Genomic DNA, 22,906 nt, shown 5'->3' on the forward strand with positions numbered 1-22,906 from the left:
TTTTAATACTCAGAAAGCATAGTAGAAAAAGTCTCCTCTTGCTCTAAAGCTTTTCCAGTACCAATTGCAACACATGCTAATGGATCATCTGCTATAAAAACTGGCAAACCAGTTTCTTTGGAAAATCTTTTATCAATATTTTTCAATAAAGCTCCACCACCAGTCAATGTTAACCCCATATCTACTAAGTCAGCGGATAATTCTGGAGGTGTGTTTTCAAGTGCACCCTTTATACCATCGACCATATCTTTTAAGATATCATTTAAAGCCTCTGCTGTATCTTCTTCAGTAATATTTACTTCTTTAGGAGTGCCTGATCTTAAATCTCTACCTTTAACAGCATATACATTTGAATTTGAAGGTATGGCTGTTCCAATTTCTTTTTTAATTTTCTCAGCTGTACTATCTCCAATCATAAGATTATATTCTTTTCTCATATAATTTACTAATGCGGCATCCATTGCATCTCCAGCAACTCTTAATGATTTAGAATATACCAATCCTCCTAAAGACATTACGGCTATCTCAGTAGTACCACCCCCTATGTCAACTACCATTGATCCTGTTGCTTCTGAAATTGGAAGTCCCGCACCAATTGCTGCTGCAATTGGTTCTTCAATTAATTGAACCCTTCTAGCACCAGCAGCTAAAGCACTATCTTGAATAGCTTTTCTTTCAACTGGTGTTGAGCCTGTTGGTACACAAATTAAAATTCTTGGATTTGCAAAAGTTTTATTTTTATGAACTTTTTTAATAAAATGTTTAATCATTTCTTCTGTAACTATAAAATCTGCAATAACCCCATCTCTTAAAGGTCTAATTGCACTTATATTACCAGGTGTTCTTCCAAGCATTGTTTTTGCTTCATCCCCCACTGCAAGTACAGTTTTCTTTCCAGCATTATCTGCGATAGCAACAACAGATGGTTCATTTAAAACTACACCTTGTCCTTTTAAAACTACAAGTGTATTGGCCGTTCCAAGGTCAATTGCCATGTCCTGACTCCATACGCTGCTTATATTACTAAACCAATTAGCCATTTTAAATACCTTTCAATTGTTGGGATTCATACTCCATAGGAGCAACTTTTTTTCTTTTAATAATCATTTTATTTAATGCACTTAAATAAGCATTTGCTGATGCAACTAATGTATCTGTATCAGCAGCTTGTCCAACTGCAGTCTTTCCTTCTTCTTCAATTCTAACACTTACTGTAGCTTGCGCATCAGTTCCTTCAGTAACAGCATGAACTTGATACAATAACAATTTTACATCATGAGGATATAATACTTTGATGCATTTAAATATAGCATCTACAGGTCCATCTCCTGTTTCTGATGTTTTTTTAACTTCTCCATAAACATCTAGTGTCATTTCAGCTTTTTGTGGCTCACCTGTTCCAGCAAAAACTTTCAATGATTTTAAATTAATCATATATTTATCTAAAACCAAACTATCATCAACCAAAGCTGCGATATCATCATCATAAACATGTTTTTTCTTATCAGCTAAAATCTTAAATTTTCCAAAAGCTGTTTGAATTACATCATCAGTTACTTCTCCATAACCAAGATCATTTAATTTTTCTTTAAATGCATGTCGTCCTGAATGTTTTCCCATAACAAGAGATGTTTTTTTAACTCCTACACTTTCAGGAGTCATAATTTCATATGTTTCTCTATTTTTAAGCATTCCATCTTGGTGAATACCCGCTTCATGTGCAAAAGCATTTTTTCCAACAATTGCTTTATTAAACTGAACGGGAAAGGTTGCATTTGAAACAACTTTAGAAGCTTTACTTATCAATTCAGTCTTAATTCCTGTTGAATAAGGCATTAGATCATTTCTTGTTCTTATTGCCATTACAATTTCTTCAAGTGCTGCATTACCCGCTCTTTCACCAATGCCATTTATAGTACACTCTACTTGTCTTGCTCCTGCTGCAACCCCTGCAAGTGAATTTGCAACTGCTAACCCAAGATCATTATGACAATGAACAGATAATATTGCCTTATCAATATTTGGAACTTTATTTTTTAATGTTGTAATTATTTTTGTAAATTCAGCTGGAATGGTATAACCAACAGTATCTGGAATATTTATTGTTTTCGCTCCACTGCTAATTGCAAGCTCAACTGACTTGCACATATAATCCATATCTGTTCTTGTGCCATCCTCGCATGACCATTCAACATCATCGGTCAAATTTCTTGCGTAAGTTACACTTTCTTTAATTGCTTCCAGAACTTGTTCTGGTGATTTATTTAACTTGTGCTTCATGTGTAATGGACTTGTTGAAATAAATGTATGTATTCTAAATCTCGGCGCTGCTTTTAAAGCTTCATGACATACATCTATATCTTTTTTACTTGCTCTTGAAAGTCCACAAGGAATAGAATTTTTTAAAATCTTACTTATTGCAGTTACCGCTTCAAAATCACCTGGAGATGCAATTGGAAATCCAGCTTCGATTATATCTATACCTAATTCATCAAAAATTCTTGCAATTTGAATTTTTTCCTCAAGACTCATTGATGCACCTGGTGATTGCTCACCATCACGCATTGTAGTATCAAATATAAAAATTTTATCTTTGTCGTTCATAGCTAATATTTAGAAAACCTATAATACAATCTATATTAGAGATTGCAAAATATTTGTTATATTTACGCTATGTTTCTTGGTCGATTTGGGTTTTTATTAAAAACTAACCTTTATCACTATCTATTAATTTTTTCTTACCAATCCAAGGCATCATAGCTCTTAGTTCAGCACCAACCTTTTCAATTGGATGATCTGCAAGATCTTTTCTCATTTTTAAAAAGTTCTTTTGACCTCCTTCACATTCTTTCATCCAATCTCTTGTAAATTTACCAGATTGAATGTCAGCAAGAACTTCTTTCATTCTCTTTTTGCTTTCACTGTCTACCACTTTTTTGCCTGATACATATTCGCCATACTCAGCAGTATTTGAGATTGAATAATTCATATTTGCTATTCCACCCTCATAAATTAGATCAACAATTAATTTGACTTCATGTAAGCATTCAAAATATGCCATTTCAGGTTCGTAGCCAGCTTCCGTTAAAGTTTCAAAACCATTTTTTATAAGCTCAACTAATCCTCCACAAAGAACTGACTGCTCTCCAAATAAATCTGTTTCACACTCATCTTTAAATGTTGTTTCAATAATTCCAGATTTTCCACCACCAATTGCTGATGCATATGATAAAGCAAGGTCTCTTGCTTTACCTGTCCCATTTTGATGAACTGCAAATAAACATGGAACTCCTCCACCTCTTTCAAACTCACTTCTAACTAAATGGCCAGGTCCTTTTGGGGCAACCATAAATACATCTAAATCTTTTCTAGCATCAATAAGTTTGTAATGAATATTTAATCCATGAGCAAAAGCTAGACTTGTGCCCTCTTTAATTCTTTGTTCAATATGATTTTTATAAATTGAAGCCTGTAATTCATCTGGAGTTAATATCATTGCAACTTCTGCCCATTCGGCAGCATCAGATAAATTCATTACTCTTAAACCTTTAGACTCAGCTTTTGCTTTGCTCGCCGATCCATCTCTAAGAGCAACAACTACTTCTTTTGCTCCACTATCTTTTAAATTTAAAGCATGTGCGTGTCCTTGACTTCCATAACCAAAAATTGCAATCTTTTTGCTCTTAATTAGATTAACGTCTGCATCTTTTTCATAAAACATTTTCATTTCTTTTCTCCTTTTGCTAATTAATTTAAGATTTCTGCACCTCTCGTCATTGCAACCGCCCCAGTTCTTGAAGCGCTAACAAGACCAAGTGGTTTTAAATTTTTTATCATATTATCTATTTCTCTTCTTAATGCTGTAATTTGAATTACTACAGATTTTTTTGTCTGATCTAGTACAACTGGATTAAAGTTTTTACAAGTATTTAAAGCTTTCTTAATTTTAATAGGATTTGCAACAATTTTTAATAGAGCCATTTCTCTAAAAATGACATTTTTATCGTCTCTTTTAAAATTAGCAACATTATGAACTGGTACGAGTTTTTTTAATTGTAATACAATTTGTTCAATAACTTGTGGTGTCCCTGTTGTTACAATTGTAATTCTAGATAAGTTTTTTTTATGGTCAACTTCAGCCACTGCTAAAGATTCAATATTATATCCTCTACCTGAAAATAGTCCAACCACTCGAGATAAAACACTCGCTTCATTATCTACCCAGACTACAATAATATGTGTATCAATTTTTCCCGATTTAGTTGGAGTGCTATATGCTGATTTAGATTTTGTCATTTATACTAATGCTTTTCCTTTGCCGCTAATCTTATTGGCTTCTTGATCATTTGGACCTAACAACATTTGGTTATGAGGCTTTCCAGAAGGTATCATTGGAAAGCAATTTTCATCTTGATCTACGTGACAATCAAAAATTACTGGTCTATCAGTATTGATCATTTCTTCAATTTTTTCATCTAGTTCATTAGGTTCTTTTGCACAAATACCAACACAACCATAGGCTTCTGCTAATTTAACAAAATCTGGTAGTGCCTTTGAATAACTTTCAGAATAGTTTTTTTCATGGAGAAGTTCTTGCCATTGCCTTACCATGCCCATGTATTGATTATTTAATATAAAGACTTTAATTGGCAAATTGTACTGAACCGCAGTGGAAATTTCTTGCATATTCATTAAAATTGAAGCCTCACCAGCAATATCTACCACCAATTTTTTAGGATGGGCAACTTGCACACCAATTGCAGCTGGCAATCCATAGCCCATGGTTCCTAAGCCACCCGAGGTCATCCATCTATTTGGTTTATTAAATTTGTAATGTTGTGCAGCCCACATTTGATGTTGGCCTACTTCTGTTGTTACAAAAGTATCTTGTTTTTTTGTTAACTCATAAAGTCTTTCTACAGCATATTGAGGCTTTATAATTTTATCACTGCCAATATAACTTAGAGATTGCTTTTTTCTCCATTTTTGAATTTGTTGCCACCAGTTTGAAATTTTTTGTTTATTTGATTTTACTAGATTTAAATTTTTCTTTTTTAAAGTTTTTGTTGTTGAATTAATTACATCCACAACATCTCCAACAATAGATAGATCAACTTTTACAATTTTGTTTATTGAAGATGGGTCTATATCTATATGGACTTTTTTTGATTTGGGAGAAAACTCATCAATCTTTCCTGTTATTCGGTCATCAAACCTAGCACCTATATTGATAAGTAAATCACAATCATGCATTGCATTGTTAGCTTCATAAGTTCCATGCATTCCTAGCATTCCAAGAAATTGATTATCATCTCCTGGATAAGCACCTAATCCTTGTAGTGTTGAGGTAATTGGAAATCCAGTAAGAGATACTAATTCTCTTAAAAGTTCACTTGCTTTTGGGCCTGAGTTAATAACGCCACCACCTGTATAAAAAATAGGTTTTTTTGCCTTGCTCATTAAATCAATTAATTGATCTATATCTTTTTGCTTAAACCTATTTTTAATCTTTAAGTTAGATTTTTTTTTGGAAGGTTTAAAGTATTTTGTTTTTGCAAATTGTATATCTTTTGGAATATCTACTAATACTGGCCCTGGTCTTCCTGTTGTTGCAACCTCAAATGCTTCATGCATTATCCTTGGAAGGTCATTTATATTTTTAACTAACCAATTATGTTTTGTGCATGGTCTTGTTATTCCTGTTGTATCGCACTCTTGAAAAGCATCTGTACCAATTAAATGAGTTGGGACTTGACCTGAGATACAAACAAGAGGAACAGAGTCCATGTAGGCATCTGTTAAAGCTGTCACAACATTTGTTGCACCAGGTCCAGACGTGACTAATACAACGCCAGGTTTTCCAGTTGATCTTGCATATCCCTCAGCAGCATGACCAGCTCCTTGCTCGTGTCGAACAAGAATATGTTTAATTGAAGGATGGTTTTTTAATTCATCATAAATTGGAAGCACTGCTCCACCAGGATAACCAAAGATATGCTCTACCTTTTGATCTTCTAAACATTTAAAAACAATCTCAGCACCTGAATATAATTTTGGCATTCAGGCAATCTATCGGACTTTATGTTAATTGGTCAAGTTTAAGAGATGATTTATCTAATTTTTTTACAAAGGCATCAATTTTATTTAAAGATATTTTATCCCAAGTGGTCATTCTCGTTCTGGCCCAAGTTGCTTGTCTTTTAGCATATTGTCTTGTTTTAATTGATATTAGTTCTATGGCTTGCTCTAAATTAATTTTATTCTGTAGATACTGTGTCAATTCGTCAATTCCAATGACCTTATTTACAGTTTGATCTTTTTTAATTTTTAATGAAATAAATTTTTGAACTTCCTGTATGGCTCCTTTTTTAACCATAAGTAAGACTCTTTCATTTATTCTTTTGACTAACTCCTGTCTTTCAACGTTGATATACAATTTCAAAAATTCATTTTCTTTAAAAATTGATGTGGTTTTATCTAACCAGTCATACATTGAAACATTGGTAAATGATTTAATTTCAAATGCTCTTATACTTCTTTGAGAGTCATTTGGATCAAATTTCAATTTAACCTTAGGATCAATCTGTAAAAGTTTTTTATAAAATTTTTTTTGACCTTCTTTTTTGTGTATTGCTCTAATTTTATTTCTAAATTTTATTGGAATCTCAGGGATTTCTACTAAACCATTGATCAAGGATTGAAAATATAAACCAGTTCCTCCAACTAAAATTGGAATTTTTTTTCTTTTTTTAATTTCTTTAATTTTTTTAATCACTTTTTTTAACCAATCGCCTGTTGAAAATTTTTTGTCTAAATCAATTAATCCGTACAAATGATGTTTGATACCTTTTTTATCTTTTAGGTTTGGTTTTGCTGTTAATATTTTTAATTTTTTATAAACTTGCATGCTATCTGCATTAATTATTTCTCCATTAATTTTTTTAGCAATTTTTACAGCAAAATTTGATTTACCTGAAGCAGTTGGACCTGAAATTAAAATGATCTTGGACAGATTGTCCATTATTAGTCTAGCTTAACACCAATATATCTTCTTTGGTTTTGATTGTTGTAAATCACAATCAAAATTGTTTTTTGATTTGATTTAAGTGTACTCTCAACTATTTCTTCAAGATCTTTTATAGATTTGATTTTTTTCTTTTGAGCTTCAATAATTATGTCACCTACGTTTAAGTAATTTATTGGGCTATTTTTACCAATATTAGTGATCACTAGACCTGTTGTTTGATTGGGTAATTTTCTTTCCTTAATATCATCATCATTTAAAGGTCGTGCTATAATCTTTAATGATTTAACTTCAGAAATTTCTGGAGTTTCATTTTTACTTGCTTTTTTTTCAACTTTAAAATCCTCTGAAGTTTCAAGTCTTCCTAATTTAATTTTTTTTGTAATTTCTTTTTTATTTCTCCAAACTTTAACATCAACTGTTTTACCTACTTCTGTTTGAGCAACAATAATTGGTAGTTCTTTCATTTCATTTATTTTGGTATTATTAAACTCTAAAATTATATCGCCATCTTTAATTCCTGCTTTATCAGATGGGCTATTCTCAGCTACACTTGCAACTAAAGCTCCTCTTGGTTCATCTAACTTTTCTACATCAGCAATTTCTTGAGTAACCACTTGAATTCTAACTCCAAGCCATCCTCTTTTAGTTTCACCAAATTCAATTAATTGGTCTATTACTTTTTTTGCACTGTTGGAGGGTATAGAAAAACCTATGCCAATTGAACCACCTTTGCCTAAGATTGCTGTATTAATTCCAATTACATCGCCGTTCATATCAAACAAGGGACCTCCAGAATTTCCTGAATTTATAGAAGCATCTGTTTGAATGTAGTCTTCATAACGAGAAAGCCCAATAGATCTATTTCTTGCAGAAATAATTCCAGCCGTAACTGTTCCTCCTAGGCCAAATGGATTACCTATTGCAATTACCCAATCACCAATTCTCGCTTTATCTGAGTCTCCAAATTTTACAGGTATGAACTTTTCTTTTGACTCTATTTGAAGGACAGCAATATCTGATAAGGGGTCAGCTCCAATAACTGTCGCCTTATACTCTTTGTCACCATCAACTCTTACTAAAATATCTTCTGCATCTTGTATAACATGGTTATTAGTTACCACAATTCCACTTTTTTCAATTATAAAACCTGAGCCTAGAGCAGCTGATTTTCTTTTCTGTGGCGTGCCAAATTCTTTAAACATATCCTCAAAAGGAGAGCCTGGTGGGAATTGAAATCCTGGAAATGGATTTGAATTAGTAACAACTGTTGTGGTTGTTGAAATGTTTACAACAGAAGGCATTAGCTTTTCTGCTAAATCTGCAAATGAATTCGGTACTTCTTTTGCAATTACCTGTGAAGCAAAAGTAATTGAAAAAATAATGAGTATAAATTTTTTAATCTTTTTCATTTTAATTTTTAATATACCAAATAATAACAAAGCCAATAACTGCAAAAATTAATCCACCACTTCTCAATTGTGAGTCGCTTATCAACTCAATTTTTTTTATCATATTTTTCATTTTTGATGGAAATAAGGCATACATAATACCTTCAATAAAAAGAAAGAGACCAAAAGCTATGATCAATTCTTTCATGTTTAATTATTATTGAGATTTAGGTTTTATATTTCCAAAAAATTTAAAAAATTCACTATCAGGAGATAAAATTAAAGATGTTTCTCCGCCGATTAAAGCTGTTTCATATGCCTGCATAGCTCTGTAAAATGCAAAAAATTCAGGGTCTCTTCCAAAGGCATCTGCAAATATTCTATTTCTTTCACCATCACCTTCACCCTTCATGATCTCAGAGTTTTTATTTGCATCTGCTAAAATTATTGAAACTTCTTTATCAGCCGTTGATGTAATTGTGACTGCCATTTCTGCACCTCGTGCTCTAAATTCCTTAGCTTCTCTTTCTCTTTCAGTTTGCATTCTTCTAAAAATTGCTTCACTGTTTGCTTGAGGAAGGTCTGCTCTTTTAATTCTTACATCTACAATTTCAATTCCAAATTTTTGAGCCTCTGCATTAACCCCTACTTGAATTAGAGACATTTGTTTTGATCTGTCTTTAGATAATAATGTTTGTAGTTCTTGTTGACCTAAAACATTTCTAATTCTTGAGTTAATAACTGTTGCCAATCTTGATCTTGCAACTCTTTCATTTCCAACAGAAATATAAAATTTTAAGGGGTCTACAATTTTAAATCTTGCAAATGCATCTACAATTAATCTTTTTTGATCTGAGGCAATAACCTCTGCTGGTGGAGTATCTAAATTTAATATTCTTTTATCTAGGTAGACTATATTTTGAATAAAAGGAATTTTAAAATTTAAACCAGGCTCTACTATAATTCTTTTAGGGTCACCAAATTGCAAAACTATTGCTTGATTAACTTCTTTAACAATAAATACTGAAAAGAAAACTGCAGCTCCTAGGACTGCTATAATGGGTAATAAAATTTTTTGTGCTTTCATCTAATTAGTTACCTTCTTTTTTCCTAGTTCAGGTAGTGGTAAATAAGGAACGACCCCTGATCCAGCATTTTTCTCAATAATTACTTTATCAATATCAGCTAAAACTTTTTCCATAGTTTCAAGATACATTCTCTCTTGTGTCACTTCTTTTGCTTTATCATATTCATTGAAGATTGATATAAATCTACTTGCTTCACCTTCTGATTGAGCAACTACTTTTTGTTTGTAAGCTTCTGCTGCTTGCATAATTTTTGCAGCTTCCCCTCTTGCTCTTGGGATAACATCATTTGCATATGCTTCAGCTTCATTTTTAGATCTTTCCATATCAGCTCTTGCAGCTTGAACATCTCTGAATGCATCAATTACTTGATCCGGTGGATCAGCTTTTTGAGTTTGAACTTGTGTAATTTGAATTCCACTTTGATACTCATCTAATATTTTTTGAATAATTTCTTGTGTTTCAATTTCAATTTCAGCTCTTCCTTCAGTTAGAATTGGTTGAATTTCACTTTTAGCAATTACTTCTCTCATTGCAGTCTCTGCTGCAGCTTTAACAGATCCTTCAGGATCTTGAATTTCAAATAAAAACTTTCCCGCATCTTTAATTACCCAAAAAACTGAAAAGTCTATGTTCACAATATTTTCATCACCTGTTAACATTAAACTTTCTTGAGGAACATCGGCTACTCCACCTCCTTGAGAAAAACCACTATCTCTCTCTGATCTAAACCCAATATCAATTCTGTTAACTTTTGTAACTTTTGGAGTTTCAACAGCCTCTACTGGAAAAGGAATGTGGTAGTTTAATCCTGGTTGAGTAGTTTTTATAAATTTACCAAATCTTAATACAACTCCCTGTTCATCTGGAAGCACTCTATATAATCCGCTTGCAAGCCAAACAAAAAGTAAAATAATTAAGATTAGACCAATTGGTTTTCCGCCTGATTTACTTCCACCAGGTAAAAATTTATTTATTTTATTTTGGATGTCTTTAATAATTGCATCTATGTCTGGTGGTGTTGGACCTCTACCTGAGCCGTTTCCTCCTCCAGGGGGTGTTCCCCATGGACTTCCACCTCTACCTTGAAAATCATCTGACATATCGTTAAGTATATAGTGCCTTTAATTAGAAAAACAAGTATTGATAGCCACATGACAGATAAAAAACCAGAACCAAGTGACGCAATGAAAAAAAAACTGGAGCCTAGAAAGTTCACTAAAAACCCGATTCTTGGAACAAAATTTACCATAGCAATTTCAAGTGCAAAAGGTGGAGTTGGTAAATCAACTTTTGCAACAAATCTTGCTTTAGCATTAAAACAAATTGGTTGTAAGGTTGGTTTGCTTGATGCTGACATTTATGGTCCTTCAATACCAAAAATGTTTGATATAAATGAAAAACCAAAAAGTGATGGTCAAACTTTAACTCCTATTACAAAATATGACATTCAATGTATGTCCATTGGTTTTCTAGCTGATCAACAAACTCCAATGATTTGGCGTGGACCTATGGTAACTAGCGCAATTAAAACTTTCACACAAAAAGTTGGTTGGAAAAACTTAGATTTCATCATTGTTGATATGCCTCCTGGAACTGGTGATACTCAATTAACTTTTTCTCAAGAAATTAAGATGGATGGAGCAATAATCGTTTCAACTCCTCAAGAAGTAGCCCTTCTTGATGTTAAAAGAGGCATTAAGATGTTTGACAAACTTGGAGTTAAAATTTTAGGTTTAGTTGATAATATGAGTTATTTTACTGGTGATGATGGTAAAAAATATAAAATATTTGGTGAGGGTGGTGTTAAACGAACAGCTGAGGAATTTGAAAAAGAATTTTTAGGTGAAATTCCAATAAATTCTGAGGTTGGAAGATGTGGTGATGAAGGAAAACCAATTGTTGAAGCTAATCCTGAGCATGAAATTTCTAAAATATACTTAGACTTTGCTAAAAAAATTAAATCAACTTATCTTTAAGATCAAAAGAAACCATTAACTCATTCCATTCTCTTTTAGATAAGCCTGAACTATCTGGGTCAACTTCTTCCCCTTTGATTAGTTTTTGAATTATAATTTTTCCTTTAGCTGAAACCTCTGTTCCACCTACCCTATAATCCATAAATGCATCATAAGTTATAGGTACCCATTTCTTAACAGTATCTAACATGATGTCCGCATAAACTCTTATTTCATATTGTGCATGACTGTCCGCTCTTAGTCTTAAGAAATTCATCAAATTTAGTAAGTCTGTTTTCCAGTACCACTGAGTATAAGTGTTTAAAGTTAAATTCATTCTAGCAAGTTCTCTTGCAAGTCCTTTTTTATTTTCATCGATCGTTGAGCCATCAAATCTTTCATTCAGCATCATTTCATAATTGTCATAGGTTCTTTCAGCATCATTTTTTAAAAGTTCCAAAACTTCTTTTGCTTGTTCACCTTCAATAACATCTCCTCTTCCTTGTCTGTTACTTGAAGATTGTGCTGCTAAATTTTCTTGTGATGGTAAATAAAACTCTCTATCTAAAATTGAATACCTTGCTGAATACTCATTAACATTTGCTGTTCTATGTCTAATCCATTGTCGTGCAATAAAAATTGGAAGTTTAACATGGTATTTAATTTCACACATTTCAAATGGAGTGCTATGCCAATGTCTCATCAAATATTTTATAAGGCCTGCATCTGTTGAAACTTGCTTGGTTCCTTTTCCATAGGAAACTCTAGCAGATTGAACAATTGATGTGTCATCTCCCATGTAATCAATAACTCTTACAAAGCCGTGATCAAGGGCTGGTATTGCTTCATAAAGAATGTTTTCAAGTTCAGGAGCTGTAACCCTTTTTGTTTGATTTTGTTGGGCCTGTTGATCTTTGATTTCTTGTGATTGTTCTTTTGTTAATTTCATGATTTTTATTGAATCTCCTTCAAATGCTTTTATAGTAATAGTGTTGGCTTGCCAACTACGACGATAAACGAATTTCGTAATAACCATTACGGACGTGGGGGCAGTACCCACCACCTCCACCATTTACAACTTAAGGGGGTGAAATAGGATCGACGGGTGACTAAAGGTTATTCTTTCGTTCGGGATTGTTCCACCGTGACGGGCTAAACTTTAAATGCTAACGAAAGTTACGCTATTGCTGCATAATTAACTTAGGTTAATTATAGAAGCACGGTCTGGGGCACCGGGTAACAGAACGCCCCTATAAATTTATAAATTTACTTAAATCAGGTTTAAAATATTTAGGACCCTTCATAACTTTTCCAGCATCATTATAAATGGGCTTACCGTCTTCGCCTAGCTTACTCATGTTTGAATTTTGAACTTCTTCAAAACATTTATCAAGATCGATACCAAATGCATGTCCAGCACCATAAGTTACATACAAAATATCCGTTAAAGCGTCAGCAACTTCTAAAAGATCTTTATTTTCCATTGCAATTTTAAGTTCTTCTAGTTCTTCTTTAATTAAATCATATCTTAAAGTATTTATCTTATCAGAGCTAAAAGAAGGCTTAGTTTTAACCTCTTGGCCAAAGGTTTTCATAAAAGTTTTTACTTTGTTAAAATTTGTCATTTAGCTCCTGTAAGTTTTTTAATTTTAATATATAAGTATACTAAATTAAGAATAATATATTAATCAATGAAATTAAGAAAAGAATTTGACAGTATTGGAAGTATAAACGTTTCAAATGATAAATATTGGGGAGCGTCAACCCAAAGATCTAATAAATTTTTTAACATTGGAAAAATTTTAGTAAATATTTCAATAATTAAATCAATAGCAATTATAAAAAGATCAGCAGCGTTAGTACATTTTAAAGAAAAACAGATTGATAAAAAAATTACTAACTCAATCATAAAGGCTTCTGATGAAGTAATAAAAGGAAAATTAGATGAAAATTTTCCTTTAAAAGTTTGGCAAACAGGTTCTGGTACTCAAACAAACATGAATGTTAATGAGGTAATTGCAAATAGAGCAATTGAGATATTGGGTGGAAAAAAAGGTTCAAAAAAACCTGTTCATCCAAATGATCATGTCAATAAATCTCAATCTACTAATGATGTTTTTCCAACAGCTATGCATATATCTGTTGCTCAAGAAACTGTATCAAAATTATTACCAAATTTAAAAATTTTAGAAAAAGAATTAGCTAAAAAATCTAAAGAATTTAAAAGTATTATTAAAATTGGTAGAACCCATTTACAAGATGCAACCCCATTATCACTTGGTCAAGAGTTTTCAGGATATCAAGTTCAATTAAAGAAATCTATTGAAAGAATAGAGTTTGCCCTTAAAGAGATATTCTTTTTAGCACAGGGTGGCACTGCTGTTGGAACTGGAATTAATTCAAGAAAGGGTTTTGATAAAAAAATTGTTAAAGAAATTGCTAAATTTACAAAATTACCTTTTAAACCTGCCATAAACAAATTTGCTGAATTGGCTGCTCACGACTCTATTATAAATTTCTCAGGAACTTTAAATACTTGTGCTGTTGCCTTGATGAAAATATCAAATGATATAAGATTTCTTGGATCAGGACCTCGAGCTGGTTATGGAGAATTAATTCTTCCTGAAAATGAACCTGGCTCATCTATTATGCCTGGTAAAGTTAATCCTACACAATGTGAAGCTGTTACGATGGTTTGTGCCAATGTTATTGGAAATCATACGGGTATTACTGTTGCTGGTTCTCATGGTCACTTTGAATTGAATGTATTTAAACCAATGATAGCCCACAATGTTCTTCAATCCATAGATCTTATTGCAGATAGTACAAAAAATTTTGCTCTCTTTTGCGTTAAAGGAATTAAAGCTAATAAGAAAAAAATTAAAGAGCATCTAGATAACTCTCTAATGTTAGTTACTGCTCTCGCTCCTAAAATTGGATATGACAATGCTGCAAAAATTGCAAAAACTGCTTTAAAAAATGGAACTACTTTAAAAGAAGAAACTTTAAAAACTGGTCTTGTAAAAGAGAAGGATTATGATCAGATAGTAGATCCTAAAAAAATGATTTACCCCTCATAAGCATCAAGTATATTATTTAATAATCTTTTAGTTTTAACTTTATTATTTAAATTATTATCCTCAAATTCCTCAATAATATTTAAAATTTGATCACCTACTTTATTATTGTCAATTTTGACATTATTAAATTTAATTACATTATTTGAAAAATCATAATCAAAATTTATTAAAACATTATTAATTTTTCTTCTAGATTTTTTTTTTGTGTTAAGAGATGAGAATAATTTATTACTATTCTTGATATCAAAAAATAAATCTGTATTTAAAATTAATCTATTATCTTGGACAAATAAATTACTATTACTTAACTCAAATGATCCTATGTCACTATTAAAAAATTTTGTTTTATCAAAGTTTATTTTGCCACTAGTTATATCTAGATGGATTTTAGAATTTTGAAAAAGATTCTTTTGCTCATTTGAATTAGCATTGATAAGAGTTTTTAAACTTATATTGCTATTAAATAATACTCCTGATTTTAGTAATTCTATTAAAATAGGATTAAAATTTAATAGCTCAGATATATTATTATCATTTAAATCAATTTTTAAATCTAGATCAAATGGATTAATTGATAAAATTCCATTGTAGTCAATTTTGTTATTTTTAATTCTTGAATTTTTGGAAAAAAAAATAACACTGTTGTTGCTCAATTTAAATTCTGAATTTAATAGGGTCCCTAAAAAAGTAACAATATTATTACCTTTAGTTTGACCATCATTATCAACAATATAGTCATTGTTAATTTCTAAATTAAGAGATTTTGCATTAAATGAAATTTTTTTTTTAATTTGTTGATCATTTTTACTTTCTAATTCGAAAGTAAACGGTATTGAAAAAATACTCCCTTTGAGATTAAAATTATTATGTAATGCTTGATCATCAAAAAAAAGATTTGCATCATTAATTTTCACTATAGCAAATATTTCATTGATGTTATCTTTAAAAAAGATATTACCTTTGTCAAATTGAATTTTTTTATTAGAAAGTTTATCGTTAATTGAACTATTATATCTTTTTAAATCAATCCCTGATAAAGAAAAATTTGCATCATTTATAATAATATTTTTTAAAGTAATTTTTTCTTTATCAAAAAAATTACCTTGATTGATAAATACTTTTAAATTTCTAACCTCAGCTATTATTTTTTTATTATTTGGCTCATTTGATAATATATTGGTATCTTTAATTAAAAAATGTGGAGATGGAAGAATACGGTAAGAAATATCTTCAGTAGATGTTAAATCAATTTTAAATTCACTAAGAAGATTTTTTTTGATTTTTTCCTCTACCCAAGTTTTATCGTATATACTAGGTAGTAATAAGTAAAAAATATATAAAAACAATGAACCAATTAAAGTTATTAAAACTTTATTTAATCCACTAATATTAAATTTATTAAAATTACTTATTTTAGAGCTTTTTCCAAAATATTTAGTTTTTAAATTATCAAGCTTAAAAAAAAAATTTTGAGTAAATGTATTTACATTTTTAGTTATTTTTTTTTTAAAAAAATAACTAATTAAATCACTTATTTTTATAAAAAAGTCTGATAATGGTTTTTTTACTAAGTTGTTAAACAGTTTATTAAATTTCTTAGACAAATTCCAAAAATGCCAAACAAAAAAATATTTTATTTTATATATAACTTTTAATAGTGTATTTATGATCAATAAATCAATCAGATTTGTAATTTTTTTGGTATATTTTTGTTTCATATCTACTAATAAAATTTAATAAGCTTATAATGAATATTCTAAAATGATAAACTCTGATTATTTAAATGATCTAAATAAAGCTCAAAAAGAAGCAGTTTTACACCTTAATGGACCATTACTTATAGTTGCTGGAGCAGGCTCAGGTAAAACTAAAGTTCTCACATCTAGAATCGCTCATATAATTAAAGAGAAGAAAGCTTTTCCTAATCAGATATTGTCTGTAACTTTTACAAATAAGGCTGCAAGGGAGATGCAAAATAGAATAAGTTCTATGCTTAATTCTGAAGCTACTGGATTATCTTGGCTAGGAACTTTTCATTCAATTTGCGCAAAATTATTGAGAAAACATGCTCCTGCAGCTGGTTTAACATCTAATTTTACGATCATTGACACAGATGATCAGGTAAGACTCATTAAGAATATATGTAAAGCTGAAAATATAGATATTAAACAATTAGCTCCAAAATATATTTTATCCATTATTGATAGATGGAAAAATAAAGGATTTTATCCAAATGAAGTCATTATAAATAAAAATGATATTTATGAAAAAACTTTACTTCCTTTATATAAAATTTATCAGCAAAAACTATTAGATTTAAATGCGTGTGATTTTGGAGATTTAATTTTACATGCTGTAAAAATTTTAGAAAAAAATTTAGATATAAGAGAAATATATTCAAATAATTTTAAATATATTTTGGTCGATGAATATCAAGATACAAACTACATTCAGAGTAGATGGCTATATCTATTATCAGAAAAACATAAAAATTTATGTTGTGTTGGAGATGATGATCAATCTATTTACAGTTGGCGTGGTGCAGAAATCAAGAATTTTTTAGAATTTGATAAGGTTTATGAAAATGTAAAAGTAATAAGATTAGAAGAAAATTATAGATCCTCACAAAATATTTTATCCGTTGCCTCGAATTTAATCGCTAATAATCAAAATAGAGTTGGCAAAACTTTAAAAACTACAATGGATGAGGGTGACTTAGTTAAACTTAATTGTTTTAAAAATGGAAAAGATGAAGCAATAGGAATTTCAGATGAAATAGAAAAAAAATTAAAAAAAAAATATTCTTTTAATAACATAGCAATTTTAGTTAGGGCAATTTTTCAAACTAGAGAATTTGAAGAACGTTTTTTAAAAATTGGGCTTCCTTATAGGATCTTGGGAGGTACAAAATTTTATGAGAGAGCAGAGATTAAAGATTGTGTTGCATATTTAAGGTTAATTCATCAACCTAAAGATGATTTAGCATTTGATAGAATAATAAACACTCCTAAACGATCTATAGGTGAAAGTACTATTAAATTAATACATGAATTTTCAAAAGAAAACTCCTCAAGTTTAGAAATTTCTTCTAAGCAATTAATTGAACAAAATTTAATCAAACCAAAAACTAAAATAGGCTTGAGTTCTTTTTTATTTTTAATGGATAAATGGAGAAACGATATCAATATAAAAAAAATTAACCATGTAAAATTACTCCAGCTAGTCTTAGATGAGTCGGGCTACTCTTCAATGTTGAAGAATAAAAAAGACGTTGAAAATGAAAATCGCCTAGAGAATATTAAAGAGCTTCTCAGTGCAATGAAAGAATTTGATAATTTAGAGAGTTTCTTAGAACACGTTGCATTAGCAACATCAGTGGATCAAGATTGGGATGGTGAAAAAATTAATATGATGACTATGCATGGCTCAAAAGGACTTGAGTTTGACGTGGTTTTTCTACCTGGATGGGAGGAGGGACTTTTTCCACACCAAAAATCAATTGAAGAAAAAGGTCAAAATGGACTTGAAGAGGAAAGAAGGTTGGCTTACGTAGGAATAACTAGAGCAAAAAAGAAAGCACTTGTGTCTTTTGCAATGAATAGATTTTACCAAGGAAATTGGATTGATAGTATGGCCTCAAGGTTTGTCGATGAACTGCCAGAAGAATTTTTAGAAAAAAACTCATATTTCGATGACAGTAAAGATGATGATTTTGAATTTAATCAAGATTTTGAAACTAATGAAGAAATAAGAAGCCCAGGTTGGATACGATATCAAAAAAGAATTAAATGATTATAGAAAAAATAAATAATTTAAGAAATAAATTCAAAAAATATAAAATTGATGGCTACATTGTTCCTAAAAATGATGATTATTTTTCTGAATATGCCAAAAATGATAGATTAAAGAAGATTACAAAATTCTCAGGTTCAGCGGGCTTAGCTGTTATTTTAAATAAAAAAAATTATTTATTTGTTGATGGTAGATATACTATTCAAGCTCAACAAGAATCTTCAGATAATTATAAAATAATTGAGATTCATAAAAAACTTCCAAATGAAATTATTAAAAATCTAAACTTAGGTTATGATCCAAGTCTATTTACAAAAAATATACTTAAGAAATATTTTTCAAATAATAATTTAACTGCAATAAACCATAATTTAATCGATCAAATATTTAAATTTAAAAAGATAAAAACAAAACCTTTTTTTTCCTTGGATAAAAGTGTTGTAGGCGAATCACATCATTCAAAAATTTCTAAAGTAATAAAATTTATTAAATCAAATAATGCTGATTATTTGTTTGTGAGTGCACCAGAAAATGTTGCGTGGTTACTAAATATTAGAGGCTATGATAGTCCTAGCAGTCCAATACCAAATGCAAGATTGATTATTAGTAAAAATAAAAAAATATATCTGATAACTAAAAAATCTAACGCAAAAACTATTATTAAAGAAAAAAAAATAAATACAAAATATATTGTTGATGAAAATAATTTATCTAATTTATTCTACCAGTTAGAAGAAGGTAATTTTATAATTGATAATAAATCTTGTTCAATTTTATATGAAAACATCATAAAAAAAAGATTCAAAGTATTAAAAATTGAAGATCCAATTTATAAATTAAAATCTATTAAAAATGAGCAGGAGATAAAACATATGATTGAAACTCATAAAAAAGATGGGTTGGCATTAACAAAATTTATTTATTGGATTAAGAATGTTAATAAAAAAGTAATCACAGAAGTTGATGCGCAAAATAGATTGGAAAAATTTAGAAAATTAAATCCAGCCTATTTATACCCAAGTTTTAATACAATAGCTGGTGCAGGATCTAATGGGGCCATAGTTCACTATAGAGCAACACCTAAAAATACCAAAAAGATTAAAAAACAAGACCTTTTATTAGTTGATTCAGGTGGTCAATATAAATTTGGTACAACAGATGTTACTAGAACCATTTGTTTTTCTAAGCAAAAAAAAACTATAATGAATGCTTATACTTATGTTTTAAAGGGACATATTGCAGTTGTTCAAACCAATTTAAATAAAATTGATACTGGAAAAAAAATAGATATTAGAGCTAGAAAATTTTTAAAAAAAGTAGGCTTAGACTATGCACATGGAACAGGACATGGTGTTGGTTTTTTCTTAAATGTTCATGAGGGTCCACAATCAATTTCAAAATATAATAATATTAAATTAACCAAAGGAATGATTTTGAGTAATGAACCTGGGTTTTACAAAAAAGGTCATTTTGGAATTAGAATAGAAAATTTGATATATGTAAAAAAATTTAAAAATAAGTTATTATTTGATAATTTTACGCTTGCGCCCATAGAAAAAGATTTGATCAATTACAAGCTGCTAAACAAATCTGAAAAAGATTATTTATTTAGATATCATTTAAAAATTTACTCTGAGTATTCATCTTTATTAAATAAAAATGAAAGAAGATGGTTAGCCCAACTTATTTAACATTTTTAATAATTCTTTTTGATCAATAATTTTTATATTTAATTCTCTTGCTGTATTTATCTTTTTAATAGTTGGTTTTTCACCTACTATTAAATAATTTAATTTTTTGTTCACATTACTAATTATTTTTCCTGAATTTTGCTCAATTAAAGATTTTGCCTCTGCTCTACTAATTCCATTTAACTTACCTGTGAGCATAAAAGTTTTATTATTCAATAATCCTTTATCATTTATTAAAATCATATTTTGTATTTTAAGTTTTTTTTTCAATTCAGATAGCACATCTAAATTTGTTTTATTTAAGAAAAATTTTTTTATTGACTGAATTTGAGTTTTACCAATACCATCAATATTCGATAAAATTTCTATGTTTTTATCCTTTGATAATTTAAAAAAATTATCAGCAGTTTTTAAATGCTTTGCCATAAGTTTAGCATTTTCTTGTCCTATATGCCTTATTCCTAGAGCGTAGATAAACCTATCTAAAGAGATTGTTATTTTTTCTTCAATTGAAAATTTTAAATTTTTAACAGATAATTTTCCCCATCCTTCTAATTTTTCTATTTTGTCATAATTAAAATTAAAAATATCTTGTGGAAACCTTATTAGCTTTAAATTCCAAAAATTTTCAACAATCCTTTTACCCAGTCCATCGATATTAAATGCCTCTTTAGATACAAAATGTTTAATTTTTTCTATTGCAATTTTTTCACATTCATATCCCTCACTAATACATCTTCTAACAGCATCTTTTTTTTTTGTTGTCTCATTATAATCTTTGACAGTTTTGTTGCCACACGATGGACAAATGAGAGGGAAATTAAATTTTTTAGAGTTTTTATTTCTTTTTTTTATATCAACTGAAACAACATGGGGTATTACATCGCCTGCTCTTTCAACGGTCACTGTATCCCCAATTCTTATATCTTTCCTGATAATCTCATCTTCATTATGAAGTGTGGCATTAGAAACTATAACACCACCAATATTAACTGGCTTAATCTTTGCAACAGGTGTTAGGGCGCCTGTCCTTCCTACTTGGATCTCAATATTTATTATTTCAGAAATTGAGCTATTAGCTGAAAATTTATGTGCAATGGCCCATCTTGGGGCATTAGCAGCAAATCCTAATCTTTTTTGTAAACTAAAATCATTAACTTTATAAACTACACCATCTATATCAAATGCTATTTCTTTTCTTTTTTCCTCTAAATTCTTATGATTAGACATTAAATTTTTGATGCCTGAGATTTTTTTATTAAATGGATTTGTCTTAAAACCCCAGACTTTTAAATTTTCTAAAAATTCTGTTTGATTATTAATTTTCATCTCCGATGTATAACCAAAGGTATAAGCAATAAATTTTAATGGAATCTTAGCAGTAACATTGTGATCTTTCTGTCTTAGAGATCCTGACGCGGCATTTCTAGGGTTGGCAAATTTTTCACTAATCTTTTTAAAGTCATCATTTTCTATAAACACTTCACCTCTTATATCAATTTCATTAGGAAAATTTTTTGCACTTACATTCTGTGGGATATCCTTAATTGTTTTTAAATTTTCAGTAATATCCTCTCCTTCGACTCCATCACCTCTGGAAAGTCCCTTTATAAATTTTCCATTAATATAAATTAATGATGCTGATATTCCGTCAATTTTTGGTTCAGCACTATAATCCACTACACTTATCTTATTTAAACTTAAAAAATTGAATAATTTTTTTTCAAAGTTTTTTAAATCTTCTTCATTAAAAGCATTTCCAAGTGATAACATTGGAACCTTATGTCTTACCTTCTCAAAATTTTTTGATGGTTTAAATCCTATTGAAACTGTAGGTGAATGTTTGCTTTTTAAAAATAAATATTTTTTTTCTAAATCAATTATCTGCTTTTTTAAGAGATCATATTCTTGATCGGTTACAATAGAGTTGTTTTCTTGATAGTAAGCTTTGTTTAATTTTTGTACTTTTTTTATTTTTGTAGAATAATCTTTCTTAATTAATTCATCATTCATTTATTCAAAAATTGTTTTAAATTTTGCTTTAAATCTAGATAGTATTTTTTTTTTATCCTTTTGTTTATTTTTTTTTAGCTGTTTTTCATCATATTTATAATCTTGATTAAATATTTTATAAGATGCTTTATACCACTCACTGGAACCATAATTATATCCTAACAAATTTGCATATTTTTTAGACTCTTCAACTAAACCAATCTTGTAATTTGTCTCAACTAATCTAAATAACGCTTCTTCGACATAAACTGTAGTTTCATAATTTTCTAATACATTTTTAAATCTATTTAAAGCAGGTATCCATTTTTTACTTTTTAAATAGTGCCTACCTATAAACATTTCTTTTCCAGCAAGTCTATCTTTAATGAGTTCTATTTTAAATTTGGCATCAAGAGCAAAATCAGTATCGGGATATTCTCTTATGATTAACTCAAACTCTTTTTTTGAATTAAGTAATGGGTCTAAATCTCTTTTCTCATCAACAATATTTTCATAATAACACATAGCTAAAATAAAGTGAGCGTAGTCATTATTAATATGATTTGGATATTTCCTCATATAATCTTTAATTTGATCGATTGCCTCCAAATAATAATCATCAGAATAGTAGGCATAAGCTGACATTAGAGATGCCATTGGTGCCCACTCTGATTGTGGAAAAATTAATTCAGCTTCTCTAAATTTATTTGCTGCATACAAGGTGTCTCCATTTAATAATTCCTGATAGCCCTCCTCATATAGTGAAATCATTTGTAAATTTATATCAGTCTCATTAATAACGGTAATTTTTTTTTCTTTACTGCATGATGTTAAAAAAATAGTTAAAGTTATTAAGGTTATATAAAAAAGTTTATTCATTTTTAATCTATTAA

19 protein-coding genes and 1 other RNA gene are annotated in these 22,906 nt (G+C 29.6%); 5 read left to right on the forward strand and 15 right to left on the reverse strand.

Translation table 11 applies throughout. The features are described 5' to 3' along the window. Positions 1 to 2 precede the first annotated feature (2 nt). The 10 genes from AC5SL1_RS04800 to hflK form a co-directional block, all read right to left on the reverse strand. Positions 3 to 1,040 (reverse strand): rod shape-determining protein, encoded by a 1,038-nt coding sequence (locus tag AC5SL1_RS04800; protein ID WP_494599292.1) that lies wholly within the window; start codon positions 1,038 to 1,040, stop codon positions 3 to 5. Position 1,041: 1 nt separating this feature from the next. Beyond that, on the reverse strand, positions 1,042 to 2,604 hold the full coding sequence (locus AC5SL1_RS04805; RefSeq protein WP_494599293.1) for a 2-isopropylmalate synthase: 1,563 nt from the start codon (positions 2,602 to 2,604) through the stop codon (positions 1,042 to 1,044). Positions 2,605 to 2,707: 103 nt separating this feature from the next. After that, positions 2,708 to 3,727: a ketol-acid reductoisomerase gene (ilvC, locus tag AC5SL1_RS04810; protein WP_494572830.1), complete on the reverse strand. Its 1,020-nt coding sequence runs from the start codon at positions 3,725 to 3,727 to the stop codon at positions 2,708 to 2,710. A gap of 20 nt (positions 3,728 to 3,747) precedes the next feature. Further along, complete coding sequence (ilvN, locus tag AC5SL1_RS04815; protein ID WP_494579324.1) at positions 3,748 to 4,296, reverse strand: acetolactate synthase small subunit; 549 nt, start codon at positions 4,294 to 4,296, stop codon at positions 3,748 to 3,750. Beyond that, a complete protein-coding gene (locus AC5SL1_RS04820; protein ID WP_494599294.1) occupies positions 4,297 to 6,060 on the reverse strand; it encodes an acetolactate synthase 3 large subunit in 1,764 nt (587 codons plus the stop codon). A 19-nt stretch (positions 6,061 to 6,079) separates the two neighbouring features. Next, a complete protein-coding gene (gene miaA / locus AC5SL1_RS04825) occupies positions 6,080 to 7,021 on the reverse strand; it encodes a tRNA (adenosine(37)-N6)-dimethylallyltransferase MiaA (protein WP_494599295.1) in 942 nt (313 codons plus the stop codon). 2 nt (positions 7,022 to 7,023) lie between these two features. After that, a complete protein-coding gene (locus tag AC5SL1_RS04830) occupies positions 7,024 to 8,436 on the reverse strand; it encodes a Do family serine endopeptidase (protein WP_494599296.1) in 1,413 nt (470 codons plus the stop codon). A 1-nt stretch (position 8,437) separates the two neighbouring features. Continuing rightward, positions 8,438 to 8,623 (reverse strand): DUF2065 domain-containing protein, encoded by a 186-nt coding sequence (locus AC5SL1_RS04835; RefSeq protein WP_494572835.1) that lies wholly within the window; start codon positions 8,621 to 8,623, stop codon positions 8,438 to 8,440. A 9-nt stretch (positions 8,624 to 8,632) separates the two neighbouring features. Beyond that, positions 8,633 to 9,502 (reverse strand): protease modulator HflC, encoded by an 870-nt coding sequence (gene hflC / locus AC5SL1_RS04840; RefSeq protein WP_494599297.1) that lies wholly within the window; start codon positions 9,500 to 9,502, stop codon positions 8,633 to 8,635. After that, positions 9,503 to 10,603, reverse strand: a complete 1,101-nt coding sequence (gene hflK, locus AC5SL1_RS04845) for an FtsH protease activity modulator HflK (protein ID WP_494599298.1) — start codon at positions 10,601 to 10,603, stop codon at positions 9,503 to 9,505. Positions 10,604 to 10,654: 51 nt separating this feature from the next. Between hflK and AC5SL1_RS04850 the strand changes: the two genes are divergently transcribed. Further along, entirely contained in the window at positions 10,655 to 11,479 is an 825-nt protein-coding gene (locus AC5SL1_RS04850) for an Mrp/NBP35 family ATP-binding protein (RefSeq protein ID WP_494599299.1), read from the forward strand. Here AC5SL1_RS04850 and thyX read toward each other — a convergent pair. Then, positions 11,460 to 12,407 (reverse strand): FAD-dependent thymidylate synthase, encoded by a 948-nt coding sequence (gene thyX / locus AC5SL1_RS04855; protein ID WP_494599300.1) that lies wholly within the window; start codon positions 12,405 to 12,407, stop codon positions 11,460 to 11,462. The genes AC5SL1_RS04850 and thyX overlap by 20 nt on opposite strands. Before the next feature lie 4 nt (positions 12,408 to 12,411). Between thyX and ssrA the strand changes: the two genes are divergently transcribed. Next, positions 12,412 to 12,713: a transfer-messenger RNA gene (ssrA, locus tag AC5SL1_RS04860) on the forward strand. Here the strand turns inward: ssrA and AC5SL1_RS04865 are convergent. Continuing rightward, positions 12,709 to 13,083: a pyrophosphohydrolase domain-containing protein gene (locus tag AC5SL1_RS04865; RefSeq protein WP_494599301.1), complete on the reverse strand. Its 375-nt coding sequence runs from the start codon at positions 13,081 to 13,083 to the stop codon at positions 12,709 to 12,711. The two genes, ssrA and AC5SL1_RS04865, sit on opposite strands and share 5 nt — an antisense overlap. A gap of 66 nt (positions 13,084 to 13,149) precedes the next feature. On the opposite strand from AC5SL1_RS04865, the gene fumC reads away from it, so the two are divergent. Beyond that, positions 13,150 to 14,538, forward strand: coding sequence for a class II fumarate hydratase (gene fumC, locus AC5SL1_RS04870; RefSeq protein ID WP_494599302.1), 1,389 nt, complete (start codon positions 13,150 to 13,152; stop codon positions 14,536 to 14,538). Here the strand turns inward: fumC and AC5SL1_RS04875 are convergent. Continuing rightward, a complete protein-coding gene (locus AC5SL1_RS04875) occupies positions 14,526 to 16,256 on the reverse strand; it encodes an AsmA family protein (RefSeq protein ID WP_494599303.1) in 1,731 nt (576 codons plus the stop codon). The two genes, fumC and AC5SL1_RS04875, sit on opposite strands and share 13 nt — an antisense overlap. 43 nt (positions 16,257 to 16,299) lie before the next feature. Here AC5SL1_RS04875 and AC5SL1_RS04880 point away from each other — a divergent pair, with 43 nt between their 5' ends. Continuing rightward, on the forward strand, positions 16,300 to 18,330 hold the full coding sequence (locus AC5SL1_RS04880; protein ID WP_494599304.1) for an ATP-dependent helicase: 2,031 nt from the start codon (positions 16,300 to 16,302) through the stop codon (positions 18,328 to 18,330). Continuing rightward, the gene (locus AC5SL1_RS04885) at positions 18,327 to 20,021 is read left to right on the forward strand and encodes a M24 family metallopeptidase (RefSeq protein ID WP_494599305.1); all 1,695 of its coding nucleotides are present in this window, start codon (positions 18,327 to 18,329) and stop codon (positions 20,019 to 20,021) included. Before AC5SL1_RS04880 ends, AC5SL1_RS04885 begins: the two co-directional genes overlap by 4 nt. On the opposite strand, the gene ligA is transcribed toward AC5SL1_RS04885, so the two are convergent. Both ligA and AC5SL1_RS04895 read right to left on the reverse strand, forming a co-directional pair. Then, complete coding sequence (gene ligA / locus AC5SL1_RS04890; RefSeq protein ID WP_494599306.1) at positions 20,004 to 22,034, reverse strand: NAD-dependent DNA ligase LigA; 2,031 nt, start codon at positions 22,032 to 22,034, stop codon at positions 20,004 to 20,006. The genes AC5SL1_RS04885 and ligA overlap by 18 nt on opposite strands. Continuing rightward, positions 22,035 to 22,892: an outer membrane protein assembly factor BamD gene (locus tag AC5SL1_RS04895; RefSeq protein ID WP_494599307.1), complete on the reverse strand. Its 858-nt coding sequence runs from the start codon at positions 22,890 to 22,892 to the stop codon at positions 22,035 to 22,037. Between the last annotated feature and the right edge of the window lie 14 nt (positions 22,893 to 22,906).

This window comes from Candidatus Pelagibacter sp. PS_10_02 (assembly GCF_059418005.1).